Origin of the sequence: Parabacteroides goldsteinii DSM 19448 = WAL 12034 (assembly GCF_000969835.1) — a bacterium.
GTDB classification, from domain to species: domain Bacteria; phylum Bacteroidota; class Bacteroidia; order Bacteroidales; family Tannerellaceae; genus Parabacteroides; species Parabacteroides goldsteinii.
On record NZ_KQ033912.1, the window covers coordinates 2,048,565 to 2,071,360 of the forward strand.

16 protein-coding genes are annotated in these 22,796 nt (G+C 41.0%); 7 read left to right on the forward strand and 9 right to left on the reverse strand.

Annotated features, from left to right (window positions below; all coding sequences use genetic code 11):
* Window positions 1-2 precede the first annotated feature (2 nt).
* Both HMPREF1535_RS07670 and HMPREF1535_RS07675 read left to right on the forward strand, forming a co-directional pair.
* Window positions 3-728: a helix-hairpin-helix domain-containing protein gene (locus HMPREF1535_RS07670; protein WP_010801308.1), complete on the forward strand. Its 726-nt coding sequence runs from the start codon at window positions 3-5 to the stop codon at window positions 726-728.
* A 37-nt stretch (window positions 729-765) separates the two neighbouring features.
* Entirely contained in the window at window positions 766-1,533 is a 768-nt protein-coding gene (locus HMPREF1535_RS07675; RefSeq protein WP_010801307.1) for an AAA family ATPase, read from the forward strand.
* Window positions 1,534-1,535: 2 nt separating this feature from the next.
* Here the strand turns inward: HMPREF1535_RS07675 and HMPREF1535_RS07680 are convergent, their stop codons facing one another.
* Together HMPREF1535_RS07680 and HMPREF1535_RS07685 are read right to left on the reverse strand one after the other, a co-directional pair.
* Window positions 1,536-2,042, reverse strand: coding sequence for a flavin reductase family protein (locus HMPREF1535_RS07680; protein WP_009860620.1), 507 nt, complete (start codon window positions 2,040-2,042; stop codon window positions 1,536-1,538).
* Between the two features lie 40 nt (window positions 2,043-2,082).
* The gene (locus tag HMPREF1535_RS07685) at window positions 2,083-4,410 is read right to left on the reverse strand and encodes a TonB-dependent receptor (protein WP_046145764.1); all 2,328 of its coding nucleotides are present in this window, start codon (window positions 4,408-4,410) and stop codon (window positions 2,083-2,085) included.
* 295 nt (window positions 4,411-4,705) lie between these two features.
* Between HMPREF1535_RS07685 and HMPREF1535_RS07690 the strand changes: the two genes are divergently transcribed.
* A complete protein-coding gene (locus tag HMPREF1535_RS07690; RefSeq protein WP_010801305.1) occupies window positions 4,706-5,215 on the forward strand; it encodes an RNA polymerase sigma factor in 510 nt (169 codons plus the stop codon).
* A gap of 144 nt (window positions 5,216-5,359) precedes the next feature.
* On the opposite strand, the gene HMPREF1535_RS07695 is transcribed toward HMPREF1535_RS07690, so the two are convergent.
* On the reverse strand, window positions 5,360-7,720 hold the full coding sequence (locus tag HMPREF1535_RS07695; RefSeq protein ID WP_046146460.1) for an ABC transporter permease: 2,361 nt from the start codon (window positions 7,718-7,720) through the stop codon (window positions 5,360-5,362).
* Between the two features lie 497 nt (window positions 7,721-8,217).
* On the opposite strand from HMPREF1535_RS07695, the gene HMPREF1535_RS07700 reads away from it, so the two are divergent.
* Window positions 8,218-9,618 (forward strand): alanine/glycine:cation symporter family protein, encoded by a 1,401-nt coding sequence (locus HMPREF1535_RS07700; protein ID WP_046145765.1) that lies wholly within the window; start codon window positions 8,218-8,220, stop codon window positions 9,616-9,618.
* Window positions 9,619-9,637: 19 nt separating this feature from the next.
* On the opposite strand, the gene HMPREF1535_RS07705 is transcribed toward HMPREF1535_RS07700, so the two are convergent.
* From HMPREF1535_RS07705 to HMPREF1535_RS07730, 6 genes are all read right to left on the reverse strand, one after another.
* Window positions 9,638-10,858: a M16 family metallopeptidase gene (locus HMPREF1535_RS07705; protein WP_046145766.1), complete on the reverse strand. Its 1,221-nt coding sequence runs from the start codon at window positions 10,856-10,858 to the stop codon at window positions 9,638-9,640.
* 100 nt (window positions 10,859-10,958) lie between these two features.
* Window positions 10,959-12,506: an ATP-binding protein gene (locus HMPREF1535_RS07710; protein ID WP_009860613.1), complete on the reverse strand. Its 1,548-nt coding sequence runs from the start codon at window positions 12,504-12,506 to the stop codon at window positions 10,959-10,961.
* A 137-nt stretch (window positions 12,507-12,643) separates the two neighbouring features.
* Entirely contained in the window at window positions 12,644-15,463 is a 2,820-nt protein-coding gene (locus HMPREF1535_RS07715) for a M16 family metallopeptidase (protein ID WP_046145767.1), read from the reverse strand.
* A 156-nt stretch (window positions 15,464-15,619) separates the two neighbouring features.
* Window positions 15,620-17,536, reverse strand: a complete 1,917-nt coding sequence (locus HMPREF1535_RS25060; RefSeq protein ID WP_052716671.1) for a hypothetical protein — start codon at window positions 17,534-17,536, stop codon at window positions 15,620-15,622.
* 4 nt (window positions 17,537-17,540) lie between these two features.
* Window positions 17,541-17,927: a DUF3244 domain-containing protein gene (locus HMPREF1535_RS07725; protein ID WP_009860609.1), complete on the reverse strand. Its 387-nt coding sequence runs from the start codon at window positions 17,925-17,927 to the stop codon at window positions 17,541-17,543.
* A 214-nt stretch (window positions 17,928-18,141) separates the two neighbouring features.
* Entirely contained in the window at window positions 18,142-19,605 is a 1,464-nt protein-coding gene (locus tag HMPREF1535_RS07730; protein ID WP_232312395.1) for a hypothetical protein, read from the reverse strand.
* Window positions 19,606-20,353: 748 nt separating this feature from the next.
* Between HMPREF1535_RS07730 and HMPREF1535_RS07735 the strand changes: the two genes are divergently transcribed.
* From HMPREF1535_RS07735 to HMPREF1535_RS07745, 3 genes are read left to right on the forward strand one after another with little or no spacing between them, the layout of a single operon-like run.
* The gene (locus tag HMPREF1535_RS07735) at window positions 20,354-21,148 is read left to right on the forward strand and encodes a DnaJ domain-containing protein (RefSeq protein ID WP_009860607.1); all 795 of its coding nucleotides are present in this window, start codon (window positions 20,354-20,356) and stop codon (window positions 21,146-21,148) included.
* Between the two features lie 58 nt (window positions 21,149-21,206).
* Window positions 21,207-21,818, forward strand: a complete 612-nt coding sequence (locus HMPREF1535_RS07740; RefSeq protein ID WP_009860606.1) for an SIS domain-containing protein — start codon at window positions 21,207-21,209, stop codon at window positions 21,816-21,818.
* 19 nt (window positions 21,819-21,837) lie between these two features.
* Window positions 21,838-22,761 (forward strand): carbohydrate kinase family protein, encoded by a 924-nt coding sequence (locus HMPREF1535_RS07745; protein ID WP_009860605.1) that lies wholly within the window; start codon window positions 21,838-21,840, stop codon window positions 22,759-22,761.
* Window positions 22,762-22,796 lie beyond the last annotated feature (35 nt).

Here is a 22,796-nt window from a genome sequence, read left to right on the forward strand (position 1 = left end):
CTATGAACTGGCGTGATTTACTTTATTTCTCCAAAGGAGAACGCAGAGCGTTGACTCTCCTACTTTGTCTGATTGTTGCTTCCTGGATCATTTTACTGCTGACGGATGAAAAAACCGATTACACACCTGTCAACAATAACAGACTATCTGAACCAGTAAAAACGGCTCAAAATATCCCTGTAAATAGTCCTGATCCGGAAAAGGTAAAAACTCCTGCATCCGGGAGAAAAAACAATTCCTCCCGAGAGAAAAATAAATTTCATTCGGGAGAAACCAAAAATACATCCGAAAGAAGGACTTTTCCTAAAACAGAAAAATACCCTGTCGGAACTGTTGTCGAACTAAATACTGCCGACACCACAATCCTGAAAAAAGTTCCCGGGATCGGAAGCACTTTTGCCCGCCGAATCATTAAATACAGAGAACTGCTGGGAGGTTTCTTTACAGTTGAACAACTTCGTGAAGTGTACGGTCTTGATGAAGAACGATATAATGCGATGAAATCGTGGTTTTCGGCAGATATGTCCCTAATCTGTCCGTTAGAGATCCATAAAATCTCCTTTAAAGAACTATGCAAACATCCTTATATAAATTATCAGCAAGCCCGCATCATCGAACAGCTACGGAAACAGAAAGGGAAGTTATCCGGCTGGGAAAATCTTCAATTACTGGAAGAATTTACTGAAACAGATAAAGAAAGACTGACTCCTTATTTATCATTTGAATAAAACAGGAAGTTTATATACATTTGTAAAAAAGAAAGCTATGATTTATCTCAAACAAGCACAATTACTCAACCCTGCCGAAGTGGAAGGCCCGGTAGAAGAGCTCAAATATCCGTTCAGAGCCGCAGCAGTACGATACATCGAATCGATTGTTTTCCGAAAACCGGTCACTTTCCTGGTCGGTGAAAACGGTGCCGGTAAATCAACCCTGCTCGAAGGCATCATGTTCAAATACGAAGAACGGGATGAAGACAGCCAGGGCATGCTATATGACGGAAAAGAAGCCTGGAAATCCTATTCAAACGTATTGCCCCAATGCATCCGCCTCATCGAAGAACGGAAACCGTTCGACCATTTTTTCTTTCGGGCAGAATCTTTCTTTGAACATGCAGCCGAAATAGATGCCAAATCGATGAAAGACATACTAAACTATGGCCGCGATTATTCTATGGCAGCTTACGGAGGACGCCGCCTCCTCGAACAGTCGCATGGTGAAAGTTTTCTTAGCACTTTTCTGAATTATGCGGGAAGAAATACCCTTTTCATCCTCGATGAGCCGGAAGCAGCCCTATCGCCTCAACGCCAGCTGGCTTTACTGGTCCGGATACAAGAACTGGTGGCACAAGGCTGCCAACTGATTATTTCTACGCATTCTCCCATCATCATGGCTTATCCGGGAGCAGATATCTATTCCATAGATGAGGATGGAGCACATATTACTCCGTATGAGGAAACACAACATTACCAGTTAACGAAGTATTTTCTGACTCATACGGAACAAATGCTCAGGGAATTGGGAATAAAGTAAAATTACTTTTCCCAGGCATTCACGATTTCTGCCACATATACATTATGCAGATTACCCGCCAATGCGCTGTACCATTTTTCATACAAAGCCGGATCGATGAAACTATTTTTATCCATCTTTGTCACATAAAGCGTTTTGCACTCCAACGTCAGGCGTGACTCTTCAAAACAGGGATTTCCGAGCTCCGTGAAATAAGGAGTCAGGCCTGTAGCCGCCACTTTATCCATATCACGGCCTGACTTGGAACCACAAACTTTATGAGCATCTTTGTGTTCTTCTCCCAGGAAAGAGAGCGTAAAACACCCCTTTTCATCGACAAATTCACGGGTATAACGCTCCGGACGGATGAAGACAAACACCACCGGTTTGTTCCAAAGGAAACCTACGCCGCCCCAACTGGCTGTCATCATATTAAACTTATCCTTATCACCGGCACTTACCAGCATCCACTCCTTCCCGATAATTTCAATAAAGTTATCCTTTATCAGATTGGGTTCAATTGCTTTCATATTTTATACTCTTTAATTTCCTTCAAAGATACAAAGAATATTATTTACCTGTACTCATTACGCCCGAATCACTGTCACTGTTGTTCAAACGTTTCTGTCCGACCTTATATGTACGTCCGAAAGAGAAATTATACGATACCGAAACAACAAAAAGACGGGAACTTTCCTTGATGTAAGAAGTTTTTTTGCTGGAAGCATATTGATTCCAATTCTCGGACTGCACTTTCCAGTTATCGGAGAAAGGATTAAATGCCCCAATACCTAAAGAAAGGTTCTTGAAATTATATTTCGCCATAAGAATCTGAATATTCTCTCCTCCCTCCAACGTTTCACCCCAGAACCAATTCCAGTTCGTATCCAACTGATACATCAGCATAAACTTCTTCCAGGTAAGCGACGCCTGCATATTACAATACCAGTTCGTATAGCGGTGAGAATACGTATTGCCATTGCTGATATAATGATTCACACCACCGGTAAAAGAAAATTGCAAAATATCCTTGATCGGCCCTACCCGAAACATGGCAAAGCCCACCACACGCTGCCAGTTTTTCTGATTGTTCCAAGTTTGGATAATCTTATTGCCCTCCTGGTATTTTTCATCCATAATAGCATTAGGTACATATTCATACGTACCGTTGACGAGCGCATAAAAAATACCTTTCTGATATTCGTAATTAAGATCCAACAGGTAGCTCATATAAGACTCCAGTCTCGGATTACCGCGTTGCAGCTGAAGGGAATCGATCACCTGCTCGACGGCATTCAGGTTGCCTAAAGAAGGAGACAGATTGCCGACATACCCCTTCAGGCGTATAAACGACTGTCCGGGTAAAGCATATTGCAAAGTAAAACGGGGATTAAATGTATAAAACTGATCCGAATCATCCGTCCCCTCCTGTTTGTAGTACAAACGTGCCAATTCTACTCCCAACATATAATCCAATTTTCGGACTTTGCCTTTGAACTCACCATAAATAGAACTAGCAGACTGATCCATATGTGTCTCATAATCATGTCCGTTTCGATACTCATTATCGGAAAAAGATTGCGTATGCCAAACACCGCCACTCAGACTATTCCCGTTAGCCAATTTCTTTTCATAGATCGCCTCACCGATCAGGGAATATTTCTTTCCGGAAACACGGTTATTGATATCCGTCAGTAATTCCTCCCCCCGGCTTTCCTGGTAGAAACGATGGGAAGAAGTGCGGTTATAAGTTCCCACCACATTGAACACCAATGTCTGGTCGTTCTTCAGATTACGCTGATAATACAAGTCCAAAGCCGGAACCTGATTATCGCTACTATTCAAGTCAACCATGTCTACATAATCATCCGGATTGTCCAGGTTGGAGAGAATTCCCCGGTAATCCCAGTGCGGCTGATGATTGTTCCAATAACGGAACGTAGCGTTGAACAGATACTTTTCAGGATCCTGCACACTGTAATTCAGGTTCAGGTTATGCATGAACATACTGGCATGACTCGGATCGCCAGTCTCTTTTCGATGCAGCACTGTTCCATCCGCCAAATGAAAAATCTCTTCATTATCTCTCGACATGCCATAGAAATCGCGTGGCCCGATCCGGTAAGAAGCACCGAACTCCGATTTCTTATGATTGATCTTTCCCGAAACACGGTGTTCGCCCCATAAAGCATTCACCCCCTGGCTCATATCCACACTGAAATTTCCTCCCGTTTCAGGCCGGCGAACAATATAGTCGAGCACGACTTCCGCATTCCTATAACGCAAACCCGGATTATCATGAAACTCAATACGAATAATATCAGTCGGCAATAAAGCTTTGATTTCATCCAACTCCACTTTTACGCCATTGATACGAAGCTGCACTTCACCGTTTCCCGGCACTTTAATCTCATTCGACATCGGGTTAACTGTTATCTTCGGCAACATCAACTGTTGTAGCAAATCCATTCCGTTAGTAGATGCTTTTACCTGCCGATCGGAAGGGAATATCAGTTTGCGATCGGAGCGACTGCTTGTATTAGACGCACTGACCGTGACGCCATCCAACGAGACGGCCGCATCTTCCATCAAGATCTCTTTCAGGTCGATACTTTTATTAAATCCATCCAAAGCAATATATTGTGTTTCATATCCAAGGCTGGATACAGCCAGTAAATAATCGCCTGCTTTCACCTTATCCAACATAAAACGCCCTTTTCCATCCGTAGTCGTACCGGTTATAAAGACAGAATCTGCCGTCTGCAACACAACGTTGGCAAATTCAAGAGGAGCTTTATCCCGACCATTCCTCACCATACCTTTTATTTCCAAATTTTGGGCAAAAACTCCCTGTATCATGCAGCCGAGCAGCATGATGGCAAATAGAATCCGTTTCATACGTTTATAATTTATTTTTCCGGCAGGGTGGCCATGCCTGCCTGTCGTTTATTTCTGCAAGTAAGACGAAGCTACTTCAAAAAAAGTTACACGAAAAACGAAAAAAAATCTCATCGCCCCACATAATCGTATACCGAAATCGTTCGGCAAATGTTCGAAATTTACCGATATATAATTTCCAGACTCTTTATCAAACAATACCTGAAACAATGCGTACCACATTGAACATCACAAAAGCAACATAAAAAATAGATTTGCAACAAAATCAAATCAACAACAATAAAAAACTAGTATTATGGACAGCTTACAATTTCAACAAAAACTAATAGGAATACAAGATCGCCTGATGAATTTTGCTCTCAAACTAACAGCAAACAGAGAGGATGCTCTGGATCTTTTACAAGACACAACGCTGAAGGTGTTAAACAGTCAGGAAAAATTTACAGACAATGTTAATTTTGCAGGTTGGGTTATGGTCATCATGCGCAATCTTTTTATCAATAATTATCATAAGATGGTACGTGCACAAACTTCAGTAGATCAAAATGTCGATTTGTACAACCTGAATATTACCTGCGACTCCATTTCCGGTTCTCCCGACAAGATTTATCAGATCAAAGAGATCACAAAAGCGATTGCCGCTTTAAATGAGGATTACAAAATCCCGTTTTCTTTATTCGTAAACGGCTACAAATATCAAGAAATAGCAGATAAACTGAATCTTCCCCTAGGCACAGTGAAAAGTCGTATCTTTTTCGCTCGTAAAGAATTACAGAGTAAACTGGATGGCTTTCAATATGCATGATACAACCCTAAAACACTTACCTCAAAAAAACAGGAACGCAATATAATGATGCTCGCACCTGGGTATCGAAGGCTTCGATATCCAGGTATCAAGCAACATTTGTTACCGGAAAACATATGTGCAAACCTGTCTAACCGAATCCGTTTATTCCGATTTCAAACTATCTACCGGATTGGCATTTGCCGCCCGCCAACTCTGGAATGTCACTGTTCCAATCGTAATGCTCAACACCACCAATAAAGCAACCGGAAATACCCACCAATACATCGGTGTTTTATATGCGAAACCTTCTAACCATTTCTTAATACCATAGTAGCCTACCGGCGCTGCTAAGGCAAAACAAACCAGTACGATATACATATAAGAGCGGTTGAGCATTTCTAATATTTCCCCGTTAGTCGCTCCATGTACCTTGCGTACACCGATTTCTTTCCTACGATACTGTGTATCAAATACGACCAAACCGAATACCCCCACAAGTGATATGATAATCGCCAATATACTGAAAACCATAATCAGACTGCGCAAGTTCTCTTCCTTATGATACAATTGATTAAATATCTCATCATAAAACTCAATATCATAAGGATAAGACGGGTCCATGTCGGCCATTGTTTCACGGATATGAGAAACAGCTCCAAGTATGTCTGTTCCGGCCTTCAAGCGAATATAAGAAACTGTCAAAGGGATAGGCATATTACCTGTCACAAAAGCAATATTATTCTCTCCATTGCGAAGCGAAGTAAATTTCACATCACCGGTAAGACCTACAATACGACCAGCCAACCACGACGTAACCCGGTCGCCAACTTCCATATCCGCACTCATTTGCGCTGTATGGTTAAAGATATATACGGCTTCTTCCGACAACTCATCTGCTTGTAAAAAATCACGCCCTTCTTCTACCTGAATTCCCATAACACGAAGAAAATTGGATGAGGCATATATCTGAAAAAATTGTATTTCTTTTTCCTTTACAGAACCGGAGCTGGTACTGTAACCATCTTTCGAACCTACTTTCTCCATAGCAAAAGCAACATCTTCGATACCCGAATATTCTTTCAGTCGATTTACATACGTTTCGCGCGATTTGTTATAGATTTCTCCGTTCAAACGGACAACGGCAATCTGCTCCTTGCCGAATCCCAAAGAATAACCACGCATATAATTGTTTTGAAGACGTACAAAAACAGCTCCGATAATCAACAGAATAGAAACGACAAACTGAACACCGATCAAAACCGTACGCAACTTTCGCCCGGAAGGTGAAAGTCCGAAACTCCCTTTCAAAACCAATGCCGGAGGAAAAGAAGTCACATACCAGGAGGGATACAATCCGGCGACAATACCGGTAATCAGCGCTATAACACCGGTCAATAATATAATAGACAGGTTACTTACTATCTCCAAATTTGCCTCCACAAAAGGCAAAGCCTCCGTACGTCCCAATATCCATATCATAAACAGGCTCAGTACCCAAGCTATCATACTAATAATTGCCGCCTCCACTAATAACGCACAACGCAATACGGCATCCGAACTACCCAATACCTTTTGAGTGTTGATGCTTCTAATGCGCATAGGCGTCAGCGATGTACTGAAATTAGTAAAGTTGATGGCAGCCACAATGATGATTAGCAAAGCAATAAAGAATAGCAACCCGGTAACTTCCTTATTGCCACTCCGAAAGATCGTTCCGTCTTGGCTTTCGTTCATATAATAAATACTTGTCAACGGGGTCAACCTGATACCTCCCTCTCCCTCCAAACCTACTTTGGCATAATCAAAATGGGTATTAAAATTATCCGTTACAGCTTGTGCCGACTCCGGCGTATCAAGCAAGAGGTAACAAATATAATTGCTGGCATCGAAATTGTCCCGCTGATAGGTTTCACCGATTGCCGTATAGATCAGGTTACGCATCTGGCAGTTTCCCGGAAAATCTTTATAGACCGCCCCAACCGTATACTCACGGTTGTCTTTCGACTGAATTGCTTCTTCGGCATGAATGGCTTTTCCTACAGCGGGCTGTTCACCAAACATTTTGAGAGCCATACTTTCCGGCAAGATTACTTTTTCCGGGTCTTTCAGACAATCCCGTTCTCCTTCAATAATCTGAAAATCAAATACCCGGGTAATAGCCGGATGGCAAGTTTGTATCAACTCCCGATAACCAATCTTTTGTCCGTCTTCCATCACAGAAAAATAGACTTCCGGATTATACGGATAGATCAGACTACCGGCTTCGATATGGGGCGATGACTGGATAACTTCCTCCACAAAAGCACGAGGCAGAATCGTACCGAAAGTACCGGGAAACGTCAAATCCAAACGATATACCCGATCTGAAGTCGAATGGCAATGATCAAAATTCCGTTCGTAATCTACCTGTATCAGGATAACAATAAAAGCGGCAAAAGCAACGGCCAACCCTGTTACATTCAAAAAAGCCGCCATCTTAAAACGTCGTAATACACTTAGAGAATTTCTTAATATCGTTTTCATATGATTTATCATTTCCTCCTATTATCCAAAATATATGCCAAAAACATATCTGATTGTTTATCACATAATTGTATGCACCATATAAAAATACCAATGTCTAATTTTTATACACCAGTGTCTAATAATTTGACATTCAAATAGTAAATCATGAAAAATAATTCAAACTTCATGCTCTTCCGGGTTGATATTGGTTACATGCCGATAGCGAATAATCCAAAATTGTGTTCACGCAAAACCGGTTAAATATGCATAAAGATTCTTGTCGGTTTTAACACCGAAATGCTCCATATAACCTCCGTATTAGCTCCAGTGAACCTCCAGTGAAGGTCCACTCCCTACGATTGGGGGTAAAACGGAGGTAATTCTTTAACAAATGGGCCATTTTCCGAGGGTAAATGTTAATGCGATTTTAACACGATTTTTTTCGCTGTTGTTATAAGGAGTGAAGAGGTGGTACGCAAAAAAACTTTATCTTTGAAACAAAACAAGCCAAACACATGGATATCGTAAACTCATGGATTAGCATCATCAATGATGTATTATGGTCATATATATTAATTATCATGCTATTGGGTTGTGCCGTCTGGTTTACCCTGAAAACTCGTTTCGTACAGTTCCGCATGATAAAAGAAATGATAAAATTGCTTGGAGATTCTACCGGAAAAACTAAAAACGGTGAAAAACATATCTCTTCTTTTCAGGCATTTGCCGTATCGCTGGCCAGCCGTGTCGGAACGGGCAATCTGGCGGGAGTAGCTACGGCAATTGCGGTTGGCGGTCCGGGAGCCGTATTCTGGATGTGGATCATTGCTTTATTGGGAGCCTCCAGCGCCTTCGTCGAATCGACATTAGCACAATTATATAAAAGAAGAGGAAAAGACTCCTTTATCGGAGGGCCGGCCTATTACATGGAACGCGGCCTCGGGTTACGATGGATGGGCGTGTTTTTTGCTGTATTGATCTCCATCACTTTCGGCTTTGCCTTCAATTCGGTACAAAGTAACACGATCTGCGCAGCCTGGGAAGGGGCCTTCGGATTCGACCACAGGATTATTGGCGGCATACTAACCATCCTGACCATCCTCATTATTTTTGGTGGCATTCAACGGATCGCGAAAGTGAGCAGTATTATTGTTCCTGTAATGGCTCTCGGATATGTTGCGCTGGCATTGGGTATCGTTCTTTTCAACATAGGAAAACTTCCAGCCGTACTAGAACTCATCATCGGCAATGCTTTCGGATGGGAACAGGCCATCGGCGGAACGGTCGGAGCCGCTTTGATGCAGGGAATCAAACGGGGCCTGTTCAGTAATGAGGCAGGTATGGGTTCGGCTCCGAACGTAGCGGCAACAGCCGACGTATCGCATCCCGTAAAGCAAGGTCTTATCCAGACATTAGGTGTTTTCACCGACACACTGATCATCTGCTCCTGTACGGCCTTCATTATCCTTTTCAGTGGTGCCCCGCTCGACGGGAGTGTGAACGGCGTACAACTGACGCAACATGCACTGACCAATGAGGTTGGAAATATCGGCAGTATCTTCGTCGCTGTAGCCATTTTGCTGTTCGCATTCAGCAGCATTATCGGTAACTATTATTACGGAGAGGCCAATATACGATTCGTCACTCAAAAGAAAAGCGTGTTGTTCACCTACCGCCTGTTAGTCGGTGGAATGGTTATGTTCGGTGCTTTGGCAAGCCTCGACCTGGCCTGGAGCCTGGCCGATATAACAATGGGACTGATGACGATCTGCAACCTGATTGCCATCTCCCTGCTCGGTCGTCAGGCATTCCTCTTACTCAACGATTACATCACCCAGAAACGAAAAGGAATAGCAAGTCCCGTATTCACCAAAAACAGCATCCCTGAGCTAAAGGACAAGGCAGAATGTTGGTAAGTATGAGATATATTGTATATTACTGATAAATCAGGCTAAACAACCGCTCCGGCGCGAACACCTCATTCGCCACCTCCTGTATCTCTTCAGCAGTCAGGCTTTCGACCTTGCTGAAAACTTCCGGAAGGGTATCATACCGGTTATAGTGGAGGAAGCTCTTTCCCAAACCGAGGAAAAGTCCTTCTTTATTATCTCCCGAAACACCCAACTGACCGATAACCTGCTTTTTGGCAGCAGCCAGTTGCGTGGCGGACAACTTGATGTCACGTATCTTACCTAACTCTTTATGAACCAACCTCAAAGCTTTCTCCATATTCTTCGGATCCGTACCAAAGTAGATGCTAGCCAGGCCTGTATCGGTATAAGAAGTAACATTCGATTCAACATTATAAACCAATCCATGCTTCTCACGGAGTGAAACATTCAGACGGTTATTCATGCCCGGACCACCCAGCATATTATTAAGCAGGAACAACGGTATCCGTTTTTCATCATGCATACTATAAGCACGACTACCGATCAGTACATGCGCCTGGTGCGTATCCTTATGCACTTTCTTCACACACGGAAGAATTCCGGCAGGTGCCACCCGGTTGCGGGAAGCAATCGGGAAAGCGATATCCGACAGCAGACTTTCCGCCAGTTTAACGATCTTCTTGAAATCCACACGCCCCATCGAAAAGAATACCATATTTTTCGGTGCATAAAAACGACGCATAAACGAACGGCCCGATTCAGAATTAAAGGTCAGAAGAGAAGCCTCATCTCCCAATATATTATGTCCCAGCGCATGCCCGTCATAAAGCAAATTCTCGAATTCATCGAAGATCAGTTCCGAAGGGCTGTCCTCATACGAATTAATCTCATCCAGGATCACATCCACTTCTTTCTCTATTTCCTGTTGCGGAAACTGTGAATGGAAGATCAAATCCGTCAGTAATTCGAAAGCACGCTGATAATGTTCTTCCATAAAGATAGAATACACAAATGTCTCTTCCTTGGTCGTATAAGCATTCAGTTCTCCGCCTACATTCTCCATCCGGTTCAGGATATGCCAGGCTTTCCGCTTTTCGGTACCCTTAAACATCATATGCTCCACAAAATGAGCCAGACCAAATTCGTTCGATTCTTCATCCCGGGTTCCGGCATTTACAGCAAATCCACAGTACGAAACCGGCGATTCCATCGGCAAATGTACCATACGAAGACCATTAGGTAAAATATGTGAGAAGTAATGCATTGTTATCTTTCGCTTAATTGACGTGCAAAAGTACAATAATAAAAGGAGAAAGGAAGAATGCCTGATAAATTTCCGTGGTAGACAATCTTTAAAGTTATGCTCAGACCACCTTCCATCCTTCGATATTCCTTGTTTTAGAACTGAAATTTACAGCTAGCTTGACCAATTTACGAGGATCGTGAGCAAACGGCTCGGCATAACCTTTCTCTTCGATCTGGCGAATCGCTTCTTCTAATGTTCCGTTCAATTTGAACTCCATTATATAAATGTAAGCCGGAGTTTTCAGGATTAAATCCGCCCTTCCACGATTGGTGTGATATTCAGCATCAACATAAAATCCCATCAAGCAACTTATAATATAAAGTACATTTTGGTAATGTTTCTCCAAATCGCCGCCCAAGTCGTAAGGAATGTTACTGAAGAAGGTTTGAAGCCTGGAAAAGAAAGAGTCGTAATCGCCAGTTTCCACTTCACCTACAAATTTACGGATATTGAAAGTCGTATCCGTTTCCTTTACATCGGCATAATAAGGCAACAGGTATTTAAAAAAGCCTTCTTTAACCTCCAAATTCGGGAAACCCAACGTATATAATTTGAAGCGCTTATCATATCCTTTGATGGTCAGATATCCACTTTGATAAATTACCGGTATCGGATTTTTCGAAAAGGAATCAATACTATCCAACACATCGGAGTCTGTTTCCACCTCTTCCAATTCCCATAAATCATAACGGGATCTTTGCAAAAGGTACACCAGAAAACTTGGTGTTCCCGTTGCAAACCAATAACTATCGGGGCGCATGGCATAAAACGTATTCAGTAAGCTGAAAGGATTATAGATACCCTCCGAATTTTCGGTAAAATGATAACCGTCATAATTATCCCTTAGCAATTCAACAGTTTCATCATAAGTCAGATCCTCTTTGGTTGCCAATGTATGGATATCCAAATCAAAATAATGATGTATCTCCTTTTCAGTCATACCACAAATAGCTGCGAAATCAGGGTTCATTGAAATGTCGTTCAAGTTATTCAAATCACTGAAAACACTTATTTTCCCAAATTTGGTCACCCCTGTCAAGAAAGCAAATTTGATATAACTATCCATGCTCTTCATCACCCCGTAGAAAGGCTTCAATTGGTTTCGGTACACCTGTTGTAACCTGTCATCTTCGATAGCCTGCAACATCGGTTTATCGTATTCGTCCACCAAAATAACTACCCGTTGCCCCGTTTTCTCATATGCTAAACGAATGACATGAAAAAAACGCTCTTCCGGAGCACGATCGCCATAATGGCTTCCATATTCACGCTCCCATATTTCCAAATGTTTGTTCAATTCTTCCAGCAGGGAATTTTCATCTTCGTAATTTCGTGCATTCAGATCGAGATGAAGCACAGGATAAGTCGTCCAGTCTTTCTCCAATTGTTCGATATCTAACCCCTCAAAAAGTTCTTTTTTCCCAGCGAAATAGGCCTGAAACGTAGAAATCAATAGACTTTTTCCAAAACGTCGCGGACGGCTCAGAAAATAATATGAACCGGTTTTCGCCAACCTGTAAACATACCGGGTTTTATCTATATATACATAATTGTCCTTCCGTATCTTCTCAAAACTCTGTACTCCTATCGGATAATTTCTTTCCATAACTCAACCGGATTAAACATTCAGACAAAGATAAGGATTTAGACCAGAATTCGTTTAATAATGCCTATTTTCATTTAAAGAACCGGGAAGTATTTTAAACACTTCCCAGATCCTCTATATCAGTTTTTTATATAATCCTATTTAGCCGGTTCCATAAATACTTCCAGCATATTCCCCTGCGAAAGTATCTTTTGAGCAATCTCCTGTATCTGCTTTGAAGTCATACCGTCAAGTACTGCTTTATTAGGTGTATGGCGATCCAGATTATGGAAATAGTAATCATCGACCACACGCAACCAATAACTGTTTTCTTTCAGATTCTCCGCATATTTCTTCTGCATATTTTCTTTCGTCTTATTAAAATCTTCAATACGCGGACCATCTTTCGCGATACTCTGAAGTTCCTCACGTACAATTTTATTCATTAAATCAGCCTTCTCTGGGTCCGTATCGAAATATGTTTGCAAAGCGACCTCTCCTTTCGGGAAATAACCCAACTGTGAAGAAACGCTGACGCCATACGTTCCACCGGCTTCTTCCCTGACCTTCTCCACATAAACAATATCAAGTATTTGTTTCAAGGCGGTGAGCAATGTCATATTTTCGGGTGTAAAATCCAGTTGTCCGGAATAAATGCCGACAATAGAAGCTTTAGGAGTCTCCATCGAACGAGCAAAACGCTTTTCCGTAATTCCCTTTTGCATATGAGCATATACATCTTCCCGACCTTTCGGTTCTTTGCGACCAAGAGATGGTAAAGTTGCCAGATATTGTTCTATCAACGGCTTGATAGCATCCGTATCTACATTTCCGACAAATGTGAAAATAAAATCGGATGCATCCGCATAACGTTCTTTATAAAGATCCATCATCCGGGCATAGCTTATATGATCAAAATCAGACAACTGTACACGCATTACACGGGGATTTCCATTATATAGATAAGTGCTCAGTGTATCACTGAACGAAACCATCGGATTGAGATCCAGGTTTGTCAACTGTGATTTCATTCTTTCTTCAAATGAAGCATACGCATCATTATCCATACGAGGCTTATTAAAATAGAGATAGATCAACTGGAACATTGTTTCAATATCCTGCGGAGAGGAAGACCCATCCACTTTCTCACAATCCGGACCGAGAGAAACATAAACATTAACTTTCTTTCCCGCAAGTTTTTTAGCTAAATCCGTTTTGCTGAAATTTCCAACACCACCCAGATTGATTGCACTATTTATCAACTTCTGATTCGCAATATCTTCATTGCCGAACATAGTCGTACCTCCCGGACTGGTGGCTGTCATTAATACCTGGTCATCTTTAAAATCTGTCTTTTTCAGTAAAACCTTAATGCCGTTGGACAAAGTCAGTTCCGTTACACCCAGCAACTCATTTTCCTTAGATGATACGATCTTGCCGGGTGCAGGCAATTCCTCTATCAAAGGTTCATCAGACACCGTTTCAACATAAGGCGTCAATTCCTCCTGACGTGCTTTATTAAATACATCCAGCAATTCTTCTTTCGTGGGATATACAAGTCCTTCTTTTTCCGGGCCGGATACAGATATAACAACATTTTTCTCTCCGATTATATCCTGAATATATTGATTGACCTGTTCAAGAGTAACCGACGGTGCTATTTGGTTGATCATAGCATATTCATTTTCTATCCCTGAGATGGACCCCCCGTCTGTAAAATGGCCCACATATCTGTTTGAGTAAGTTCCGTTTTTCTGTTTATCCCGTTCTTTATAATTCGATTCATAATTCTTCAACACATTCACCCGGGCACGTTCATATTCGGAAGCGGTAAACCCATATTTGTTCACCCGCTCTGTTTCGCGCGTAATGGCAGCAAGCGCATCAGTAACCTTTCCTTCTTTTGCAGCACAGAATACATTCCAGGCATCTTTTGTTTTAGCGACAAAGTAATTACCATCATATCCCGAAGCTCCCAGGAACGGAGCATCCGGTTTTTGCAGGATTTCACGGAAACGTTCGTTCATCATGACACTGGAGACATTTTTTATGTAGTTCATCACTATTCCCGCTGCCGATGCTTTCACCTCATCCGGCATTTGATCATGTTTAAAGAATAGGTACACATAAGGAATTGTCGCCTCTTTGTCCTGTGCAACCGAAACCAAAGGTTCCTCATTATCAGGAACCGGATACAGAATACGTTCTGCCGGATTTACAGGCTTAGGCACATCGGCAAACAGCGTCTTTAATTGAGCCTCAATCTTATCCGGATCAATATCACCCACCACAATAACAGCCTGCAAATCGGGGCGATACCATTTTTTATAATAAGCGCGTATCTCATCATGTTTAAAGTTATTGATCACATCAATACTTCCTATCGGCAAACGATTGGCATACTGGCTACCCGGATACATAGCCGGAAGCTGCTGTTTCATCAAGCGCATGCCGGCATTTCCGCTGGTACGCCATTCTTCACGTATGACGCCACGCTCCTTATCGATCTCCTCACCATCCAACGAAATACCGTTAGACCAATCATGAAGCACCAACAGACAGGAGTCTATAATACCCTGACGCGTAACAGGCGCATTCATAATCATATACACAGTTTTATCAAAGCTAGTATAGGCATTCAGATTCTCGCCAAAACGGACACCGACTGTTTCCAGATAGTTAGTCATCATTTTTCCGGGGAAATTTTTTGTTCCGTTAAAAGCCATATGCTCCAGAAAATGAGCTAATCCGGCTTGGGAATCTTCTTCCAGTATGGAACCTACCTGTTGTGCAATATAAAAATCGGCACGGTTTTCCGGCAATTTATTCTGCCGGATATAATAAGTAAGCCCGTTATCCAACTTCCCATATTTTACCTTCGGATCAACGGGAAGAGGTTGCAACTGTTGTGCACAAAGCTGTTGTAAAGCAAATACTGCCACAAACAGCCAACATAATGTTAGATTGAGTTTTTTCATGCGATTATATTTTATGTTAATCAATGGCTTTAAACATACGAATAAAAAATCAAATATCATTCATATTATAAAATATTAAACATAGAGATGCAATAATAAAATAACATCTCCATGTCAAGAAAGATTTTCTAAAATATGAATAGAAAAATAATTCTATTACTTTTTTATATCAAACTCATCCCATGTATAATATCCTGATGCAGGTGGATATGCTGAATTTTTAATCGCATTAATATAATTTTCACAATCACTCTCACCCTTCACCTCTATTTTCTTGTAATTAACAGTCTGACTACCTAATTTCACATTAAACCATTTTGAGAATGAATAAACTTTTCCTGTCGCATTATCCTTCATATCAAAGGAAACAACAGCTTTAAAATTTCCATGATAGAATTCCGTAGGTGACACATGTCTTATATCTTCATATACCGGATAATTTTTAACAAAAACAGAACCATATAGAGCACTAACTGTAGAACTACTTCCTGACGGTCTTCCAATAAGTATTTTAGAATAATATTTTTTATTTCCAATCCATCCAAACGGTTCTGGCTCATATCCACCATATTCACCAACAGAAGAAGAACCGAATATATATGGATTATTATCTTCTGCTGCGATTTGCACATTAAAACTACTTATCGTCACTTTATTCCTGATAGCACTATTTATGATTAAATCGTTTTGGGTACAATCCAAATAATAGCGAAAATTATATACTCCCTTGTAAAAGGTTTGCGTATTAATATAAAAATCGTGAGAAATTCCTTCTATATTCAGAATTGGCATCTTATTCAGGTTCCATACGCCAAGCGATTCATTATATAGCGGCATATCATTAGGATTTGTTGAACAACCGGGAATGGGTAATTGTGAAACTGTTCCCCAACCAGGAAGTACCTGCTCCGCTTCGAAGGTAAACTTAGTATTAGAAGATAGGCGTAAATCAACTTTACCGACAGAAGGTTTACTTCCTCCTATTCCCAATATGGAACTGACAGCACCGGTCAACGCTTTAGCAGCAACCGAACCACCAGAGGTAAATATAGCCTGTAGGCCATTTTTCACACCGTCACCAATACCGGACATTGCTTTTCTTTTTATATTATTCCATAATCCTTTAAAAAAAGAATCATTTTTACTGATTCCTTCCTCTATCTTATCACCCAGACCTCGAACAACACCACCATTGTCGGCCACAATATTTGTTTTGGAATTGCTCTGCTTAAACATTTCACTGAGACTAATATTAAAATTAGAGGTAGGTGCCATAAATTCAACAGTTCCTGTTATTGAACCATCGGTCTTCCCGTCACCAGTTATAGTTGTTTTATTAACTGCCCATCCCATCATCTCAAAATTATATAGAGTTCCAACTGCAATAGATGGGTCATATGCACATTCAACTTCCAGACCATACCAATTATTGACCTGATACCCTTTCCCTATAAATTGTGTACCCATAACTGTTCCAGGAGGCGAAGTTATATAAGAAGGACTTGCAATCTTTTTTGTCATATCATCCGCAAACTCTGTTGTAAAATTGAACAGAGATGTTGATTTATCAACACGAATCCCCCAATACGAACTGCTAACTCCACCACCAGAAGCATTAGATAAAGCATAAACAAAAAAACGTAGCAACCCTGTATGAGTATTATACAAAGCAAAATATTTATTTACCGTATTTTTTGTCAAATTACTGTAGACTAACACCCAATTATTTTCCCTCGAATAATATCGTTCGCTAAATGTCGGACTATATGCATTAGGATCCAGCCATTCGTTCGGAATACCCAATGAGACTGTAGAACCTTTGGCCCAAGGTAATTCAATATTATCAGAACGACCTATATTAGGATTGTAAATTGGAAATTTATCCAACCTGTCCCACTCAAAATAGTCATCAAAGGCAGCTTTAGTTATAAGAGGTATTTCTCCTTCTGGTTCAGGGCTATCAGGTTCTGGTAAATCATTATCCGACTTACACTGACAAAAAACAACACCCCAAAAAGTAATCATGGTAATTTTTAACAACCATGATTGATAGGTAAACAATTTCTTATTCATAGTATCAAATTTTATATGTTATCTGCGATAATACAAATTCACCAAACAAACAGATACCTGTCGCATCAGTAAAATAAACCGTGTATACTCCCGACTCTTCTCCGCTTAAGTCAATATCAACCGAAGAAGTTTGAGGAGAAATAACTTGTTGATGAACCTGTCTGCCATTCGAACTGACAATAGAAATATTGACATCTCTCAACAATATGAGAAAATCAACATGGATTACATTATTATCCAAATTAACCGTGAGATGAGAGGGATCTAAGGAGATGGAACGTACCCCACCAGAATCTTTCCTTGATTTTTTTATTTTTACTTGATCTGCTTTCACTAAGAATGTTGTACAACACGTAATAGTTAACAATAAACTAATTATTCTCGTTCCCATATTTGCTACTTGTTTTAATTTTTAGCAAAGGTATTTTGAGAAGAATTAATATAACAAGCTTTTAATGAATTATATTTCAATGGTAGCTATTAATATGTAAAATCTAAAAGCAGCTATAAATCAGACAATTAAATTTTCACACATTTGATAAAATTAATATTTCACATAGTATGATTCACCATCAACATATACAGAGATTAATATTTAAATCCATTTAACACTTAGATGCTAGTTCCTTCTCCAAAAAAATAATAATATCGGCAGCATCAGGAGCATTCAGTTTTTTCCGTATACTAGTCTTTCGTGTACGAACCGTATATATACTTTGTCCCATTATACAAGCTATTTCAGAAGTACTCATATTTGCCTTAAGCAGACAACAAAGTTGAATTTCTTTTTCCAGTAAGATTTTCCCATAATTATCTTGCAATTTATTGACAAAATCATCATACAGTAAATCTACTAACGAATAAAATTCATTCCAATTGATCCCTATCGTATGCTGACCTTTATAAAATAAACGATTAAATTCCTCCAGGAAAGTCCTGTCCTCATCTGAACTTTCGTCTAATTGTGCCAATACTTTTGCTATATTTAATTGCATCAACAATGCTTTTTTTACCATCTTATCCTTCTTCTCTCCAGAACAACCGGATGATGTTTGACTTTCTTTTTCCATCTTTCGCAAGGTTTCTACTGTCTCTTCTGCATTTGATAAATCCAGTTTCTTCTTCCATCTTTTCCAGATAATAGCAAAAATAAGAAGGAGAAATCCACCCAAAGCAACTCCCCCAATAATAATAGCATTATGTTGTATCGCATTTAGTTTTTCATTCTCTTCCTGGTACTTTATATAATTATAGATTTGCTCTGTTTCAGCTAATGAACTTTTACGCTGAAGTTGATAAATAGAATCAACACAGGTAACATATCGCTTTTGATTAAGATATGCAGACTCATATTTTCTATTTGCGGCTTCCGTTTCTGCCAAGGCCGAATAATAAATAGCCTGTAATTCTATATCTTCTGACGCTTCCACGACAGATTTCACATCTTTCAATAAAAAAAGTGCTGAATCCGTCTCATTCAAATATGCATGAATTTCAGCTAAAGTTATCTTTTGAATGGTTGTCCAACTACTATCATTGTCAAATGACAATGATTGCTGGAAATAATATTTTGCTTTCGGATATTGGCTATCTTCTCTCAAATAAAGTCCTATATCATTATATATAGCAGCTATTTCCACAGAATCATTCCGCTCACGAGTAAGTTCCAATGCCTTCTCCAAATAAAAATAAGCACTATCCCGATTACCGTTTATTCCAAACTCGGAACCAATCGCATGCAGTAAAGTTCCTGTATATTTCTCTCCGGAAGTTTGACCGTAAATAGCATACGATGTTTTATAAGCCTCCAGCGATTTATCAAAAGCATACTGCTTATCGTGCAACTCTCCCAAATAATAATTAGCCATCATCCCCAAAAGATGGTCAGGTATCTCCCCCGCATATTCGGCCGCTTTCAGGAAATACAATCCGGATTCAAATAGCTTTCCGGCCTCTTCATAGACACGGCCTGCATAATAATTCGACCAGCCTTTTTGAGAAGCATTGCCTTGTTCCTTGTAGTATACCAATGATTTTAAAATAAGGGTGGTATCACAGGATAAATCCATATAACATTTATCCTTCGCCTTCGTATACATCAACTGATAAGCGGCAAAGTCTGCCTGGTTCAATGTTTCCGGATGAGGGAAAGACGATAAAAGTTCCAAAGCACTATCCGGGTCATTCTCCATCAGAGAATCTGCCTGCTGTAATACTTTATCGAGTTGCCCTGAATGACAAGACAAAAGGCCAATCACAATAATAATAAGGTAAACTTGCTTAAACGGTTTCATATTCAGAGCATTTAGATCAACGATTTTCGTTATGTGGCAAATATAAGATTTTATATTACATTAATATGTGGATAGAATCAATTTCTTTCGCGGAATTTCAAGGTTTCCCTTTCATCGGTTAAAATAAACCCGTAATGGTTTTGAAGAAAGCAAAATTTTCTTGCAACACAGCAGTTTTATCCTTATCTTCGCTTGTCAAAGTTATTACTTCATTACCAACCAGTTACTCCATTCTCTTCATTGAGACAACCGTTACATTTCAGCGGCCGATAATTATCAGCCGTATGGTTGATAATTATGAACCAAACGGTTGATGATTGTCGGCCAATCGGTTGATGGTTATCAACCATTGATTAGCTGCCGTAGTAATTCTGTTTAGTACGTATAGTAAATCCAAAAACATCGGGATCTATTTTATATTTGTTCGGGAACAAAGAAACGGTTTCTCATCCTCCTTATACATATCATATATCATCCCAATAAAATAATTCATATCTTTGCCGGAAAAGTATACAAAAATCGTATGGGAATAGGAAAATGGATCGGCGGCATTATCGGATTTATGGCTTTAGGGCCTTTGGGCGCTCTGGCCGGAATCGTATTCGGCTCTTTGTTTGATGAAGGGATCAATCAGGCGGGACAGGCATACGGCGGAAGGAGTTATGAAAGTGAACCCTCCCCGGAAGACAGATACACGGGCCAGCGAAACAGCTTCCTTTTCTCCATGCTCGTGATGGCATCGTACATCATCAAAGCCGACGGGCGGATCATGCACAGTGAAATGGAGTTTGTGCGCCAGTTCCTCAGAAGAAATTTCGGAGAAATGGCCGTATCCCAGGGGGAACAGATTTTACTGAACCTTTTCGAACAGCAGAAACGCATGGATCGTGAAAATCCGATGGCTTTCAAAAATACCATCCGGGAATGCGGAACACAGATCGCATACAACCTGAGTTACGAAGAACGCCTGCAACTCATGGCTTTTCTGGCCCAGATCGCCAAAAGCGACGGGCATGTATGCGCGGAAGAGATAGAAGCTCTCAAAGAAGTAGCCTTATCCATGGGATTATCGGACAGAGAGGTCGAGTCGATGCTTAATCTGGAAACAAATACGCTGGAAGAGGCTTACAAGGTTCTTGAAATAACACCGGAAGCAACCAACGAAGAAGTACGTGCCGCCTATCGCCGGCTTGCCCTGAAACATCATCCGGACAAAGTGGCTGCCTTAGGAGAAGATATCCACAAAGCGGCCAACGAAAAATTCCAGCGCATCAATGATGCTAAGGCAAAAATTTATAAAGCCCGGGGAATGAATTGATTTTTTTAATCGTATTTTTGCACACTGTTAGGATAATTGTATAATTAATAAAGTATCTATGTCACACGAAGCAATCGCCTGCATCCTGCAACAGGAGGCTGAAGCAGTACTGAATATCCCGGTAACCTCCGGCTATGAAGAAGCAGTAACTCTTATTGTCAAATATGTTCACGAACTGGGAGGGAAACTGATTACCAGTGGAATGGGAAAAGCCGGCCAGATTGCCATGAACATTGCTACCACCTTCAGTTCGACCGGTACGCCGGCCTTTTTCCTGCATCCCAGCGAAGCACAACATGGCGACCTGGGTATCGTGCGTGACAATGATATCATGTTACTGATCTCCAATTCCGGAAAGACACGCGAATTGCTGGAACTGGTAGAACTGACACGCGGTCTGGTGCCCGACATGAAATTTATCGTTATCACCAGCAATTCGGAAAGTTCGCTGGCAAAAGATGCCGACGTATGCCTGCTTACGGGAGCTCCGAAAGAAGTGTGTCCGCTGGGACTCACTCCGACCACTTCAACGACGGTGATGACCGTTATCGGGGATATTTTGGTGGTAGGTACGATGAAAAGGATCAATTTCAACAATAAAGACTATGCCAAACGGCATCACGGCGGTTACCTCGGATCGAAAAGCCGCGAACAGAGCAAGAATGAATAGACTATAAACAGCCCATTATATGAGAAAAGTTATTGGCATCGGAGAGACGATTCTCGACATTATCTTTAAGAACGACCAGCCGCACACAGCCGTGCCGGGCGGATCAGTCTTCAACGGATTAGTGTCGCTGGGGCGTCTGGGAGTCCCGGTTTCTTTCATCAGCGAAGTCGGCAACGACCATGTAGGTGAGATCATCCGTAGATTCATGGAAGAGAATCATATCTCGACAGAATTTGTAGACCGTTTCCCGGACGGGAAGAGTCCGATATCGCTGGCTTTCCTCGACAATGAAAACAATGCCAATTACACTTTTTATAAAGATTATCCCAAACAACGGCTGGAAGTACCGCTACCGGTCATCAATGAGGACGATATCTTTATTTTCGGCTCCTATTACTCCCTGAATCCGGCTCTGAGAGAACGGATGGTTGAATTTCTGGAATATGCGAAAGAACGGAAAGCGATCATTTATTATGATCCGAACTTCCGGAAAGCGCACGCCCATGAAGCGATATACCTCACTCCCACCATCTTCGAAAATCTGGAATATGCAGATATCGTACGTGGTTCGGACGAAGACTTCTTCAATATTTTCAGAAAGACAGAGGTAGAACGGGTCTATGCCGACCATATCAAATTTTACTGTGAACGGTTCATCTCCACACACGGGGCAAACGGGGTGAATCTGTACACAGGCAAATTGTCCGAACATTTCGATACCGACATGATCAATCCAGTCAGTACTATCGGTGCCGGAGATAATTTCAATGCCGGTATCATTTACGGATTATTGAAATATAATATCGGATATCATGATCTTTCGACCATGAGCAAAGAAACCTGGGAAAAGATTATCCGCTGCGGCATGGACCTTGCGTCTGAAGTATGCCAAAGCTATGATAATTACATTTCTAAAGAATTTGCAACCTCATACCGCCAGTAGTCTTAAATATCATTAACTCCGGTACGAAAAAGGGC

Excerpts from the sequence above, each read along its gene's own strand:
- HMPREF1535_RS07725 (WP_009860609.1), bottom strand. The coding sequence starts at position 17,927 with ATGGGAACGAGAATAATTAGTTTATTGTTAACTATTACGTGTTGTACA.
- HMPREF1535_RS07700 (WP_046145765.1), top strand. The coding sequence starts at position 8,218 with ATGGATATCGTAAACTCATGGATTAGCATCATCAATGATGTATTATGG.
- HMPREF1535_RS07705 (WP_046145766.1), bottom strand. The coding sequence starts at position 10,858 with ATGCATTACTTCTCACATATTTTACCTAATGGTCTTCGTATGGTACAT.
- HMPREF1535_RS07730 (WP_232312395.1), bottom strand. The coding sequence starts at position 19,605 with ATGGATTTATCCTGTGATACCACCCTTATTTTAAAATCATTGGTATAC.
- HMPREF1535_RS07745 (WP_009860605.1), top strand. The coding sequence starts at position 21,838 with ATGAGAAAAGTTATTGGCATCGGAGAGACGATTCTCGACATTATCTTT.
- HMPREF1535_RS07675 (WP_010801307.1), top strand. The coding sequence starts at position 766 with ATGATTTATCTCAAACAAGCACAATTACTCAACCCTGCCGAAGTGGAA.
- HMPREF1535_RS07710 (WP_009860613.1), bottom strand. The coding sequence starts at position 12,506 with ATGGAAAGAAATTATCCGATAGGAGTACAGAGTTTTGAGAAGATACGG.
- HMPREF1535_RS07680 (WP_009860620.1), bottom strand. The coding sequence starts at position 2,042 with ATGAAAGCAATTGAACCCAATCTGATAAAGGATAACTTTATTGAAATT.
- HMPREF1535_RS07740 (WP_009860606.1), top strand. The coding sequence starts at position 21,207 with ATGTCACACGAAGCAATCGCCTGCATCCTGCAACAGGAGGCTGAAGCA.
- HMPREF1535_RS25060 (WP_052716671.1), bottom strand. The coding sequence starts at position 17,536 with ATGAATAAGAAATTGTTTACCTATCAATCATGGTTGTTAAAAATTACC.
- HMPREF1535_RS07685 (WP_046145764.1), bottom strand. The coding sequence starts at position 4,410 with ATGAAACGGATTCTATTTGCCATCATGCTGCTCGGCTGCATGATACAG.
- HMPREF1535_RS07695 (WP_046146460.1), bottom strand. The coding sequence starts at position 7,720 with ATGAAAACGATATTAAGAAATTCTCTAAGTGTATTACGACGTTTTAAG.
- HMPREF1535_RS07670 (WP_010801308.1), top strand. The coding sequence starts at position 3 with ATGAACTGGCGTGATTTACTTTATTTCTCCAAAGGAGAACGCAGAGCG.
- HMPREF1535_RS07690 (WP_010801305.1), top strand. The coding sequence starts at position 4,706 with ATGGACAGCTTACAATTTCAACAAAAACTAATAGGAATACAAGATCGC.
- HMPREF1535_RS07735 (WP_009860607.1), top strand. The coding sequence starts at position 20,354 with ATGGGAATAGGAAAATGGATCGGCGGCATTATCGGATTTATGGCTTTA.
- HMPREF1535_RS07715 (WP_046145767.1), bottom strand. The coding sequence starts at position 15,463 with ATGAAAAAACTCAATCTAACATTATGTTGGCTGTTTGTGGCAGTATTT.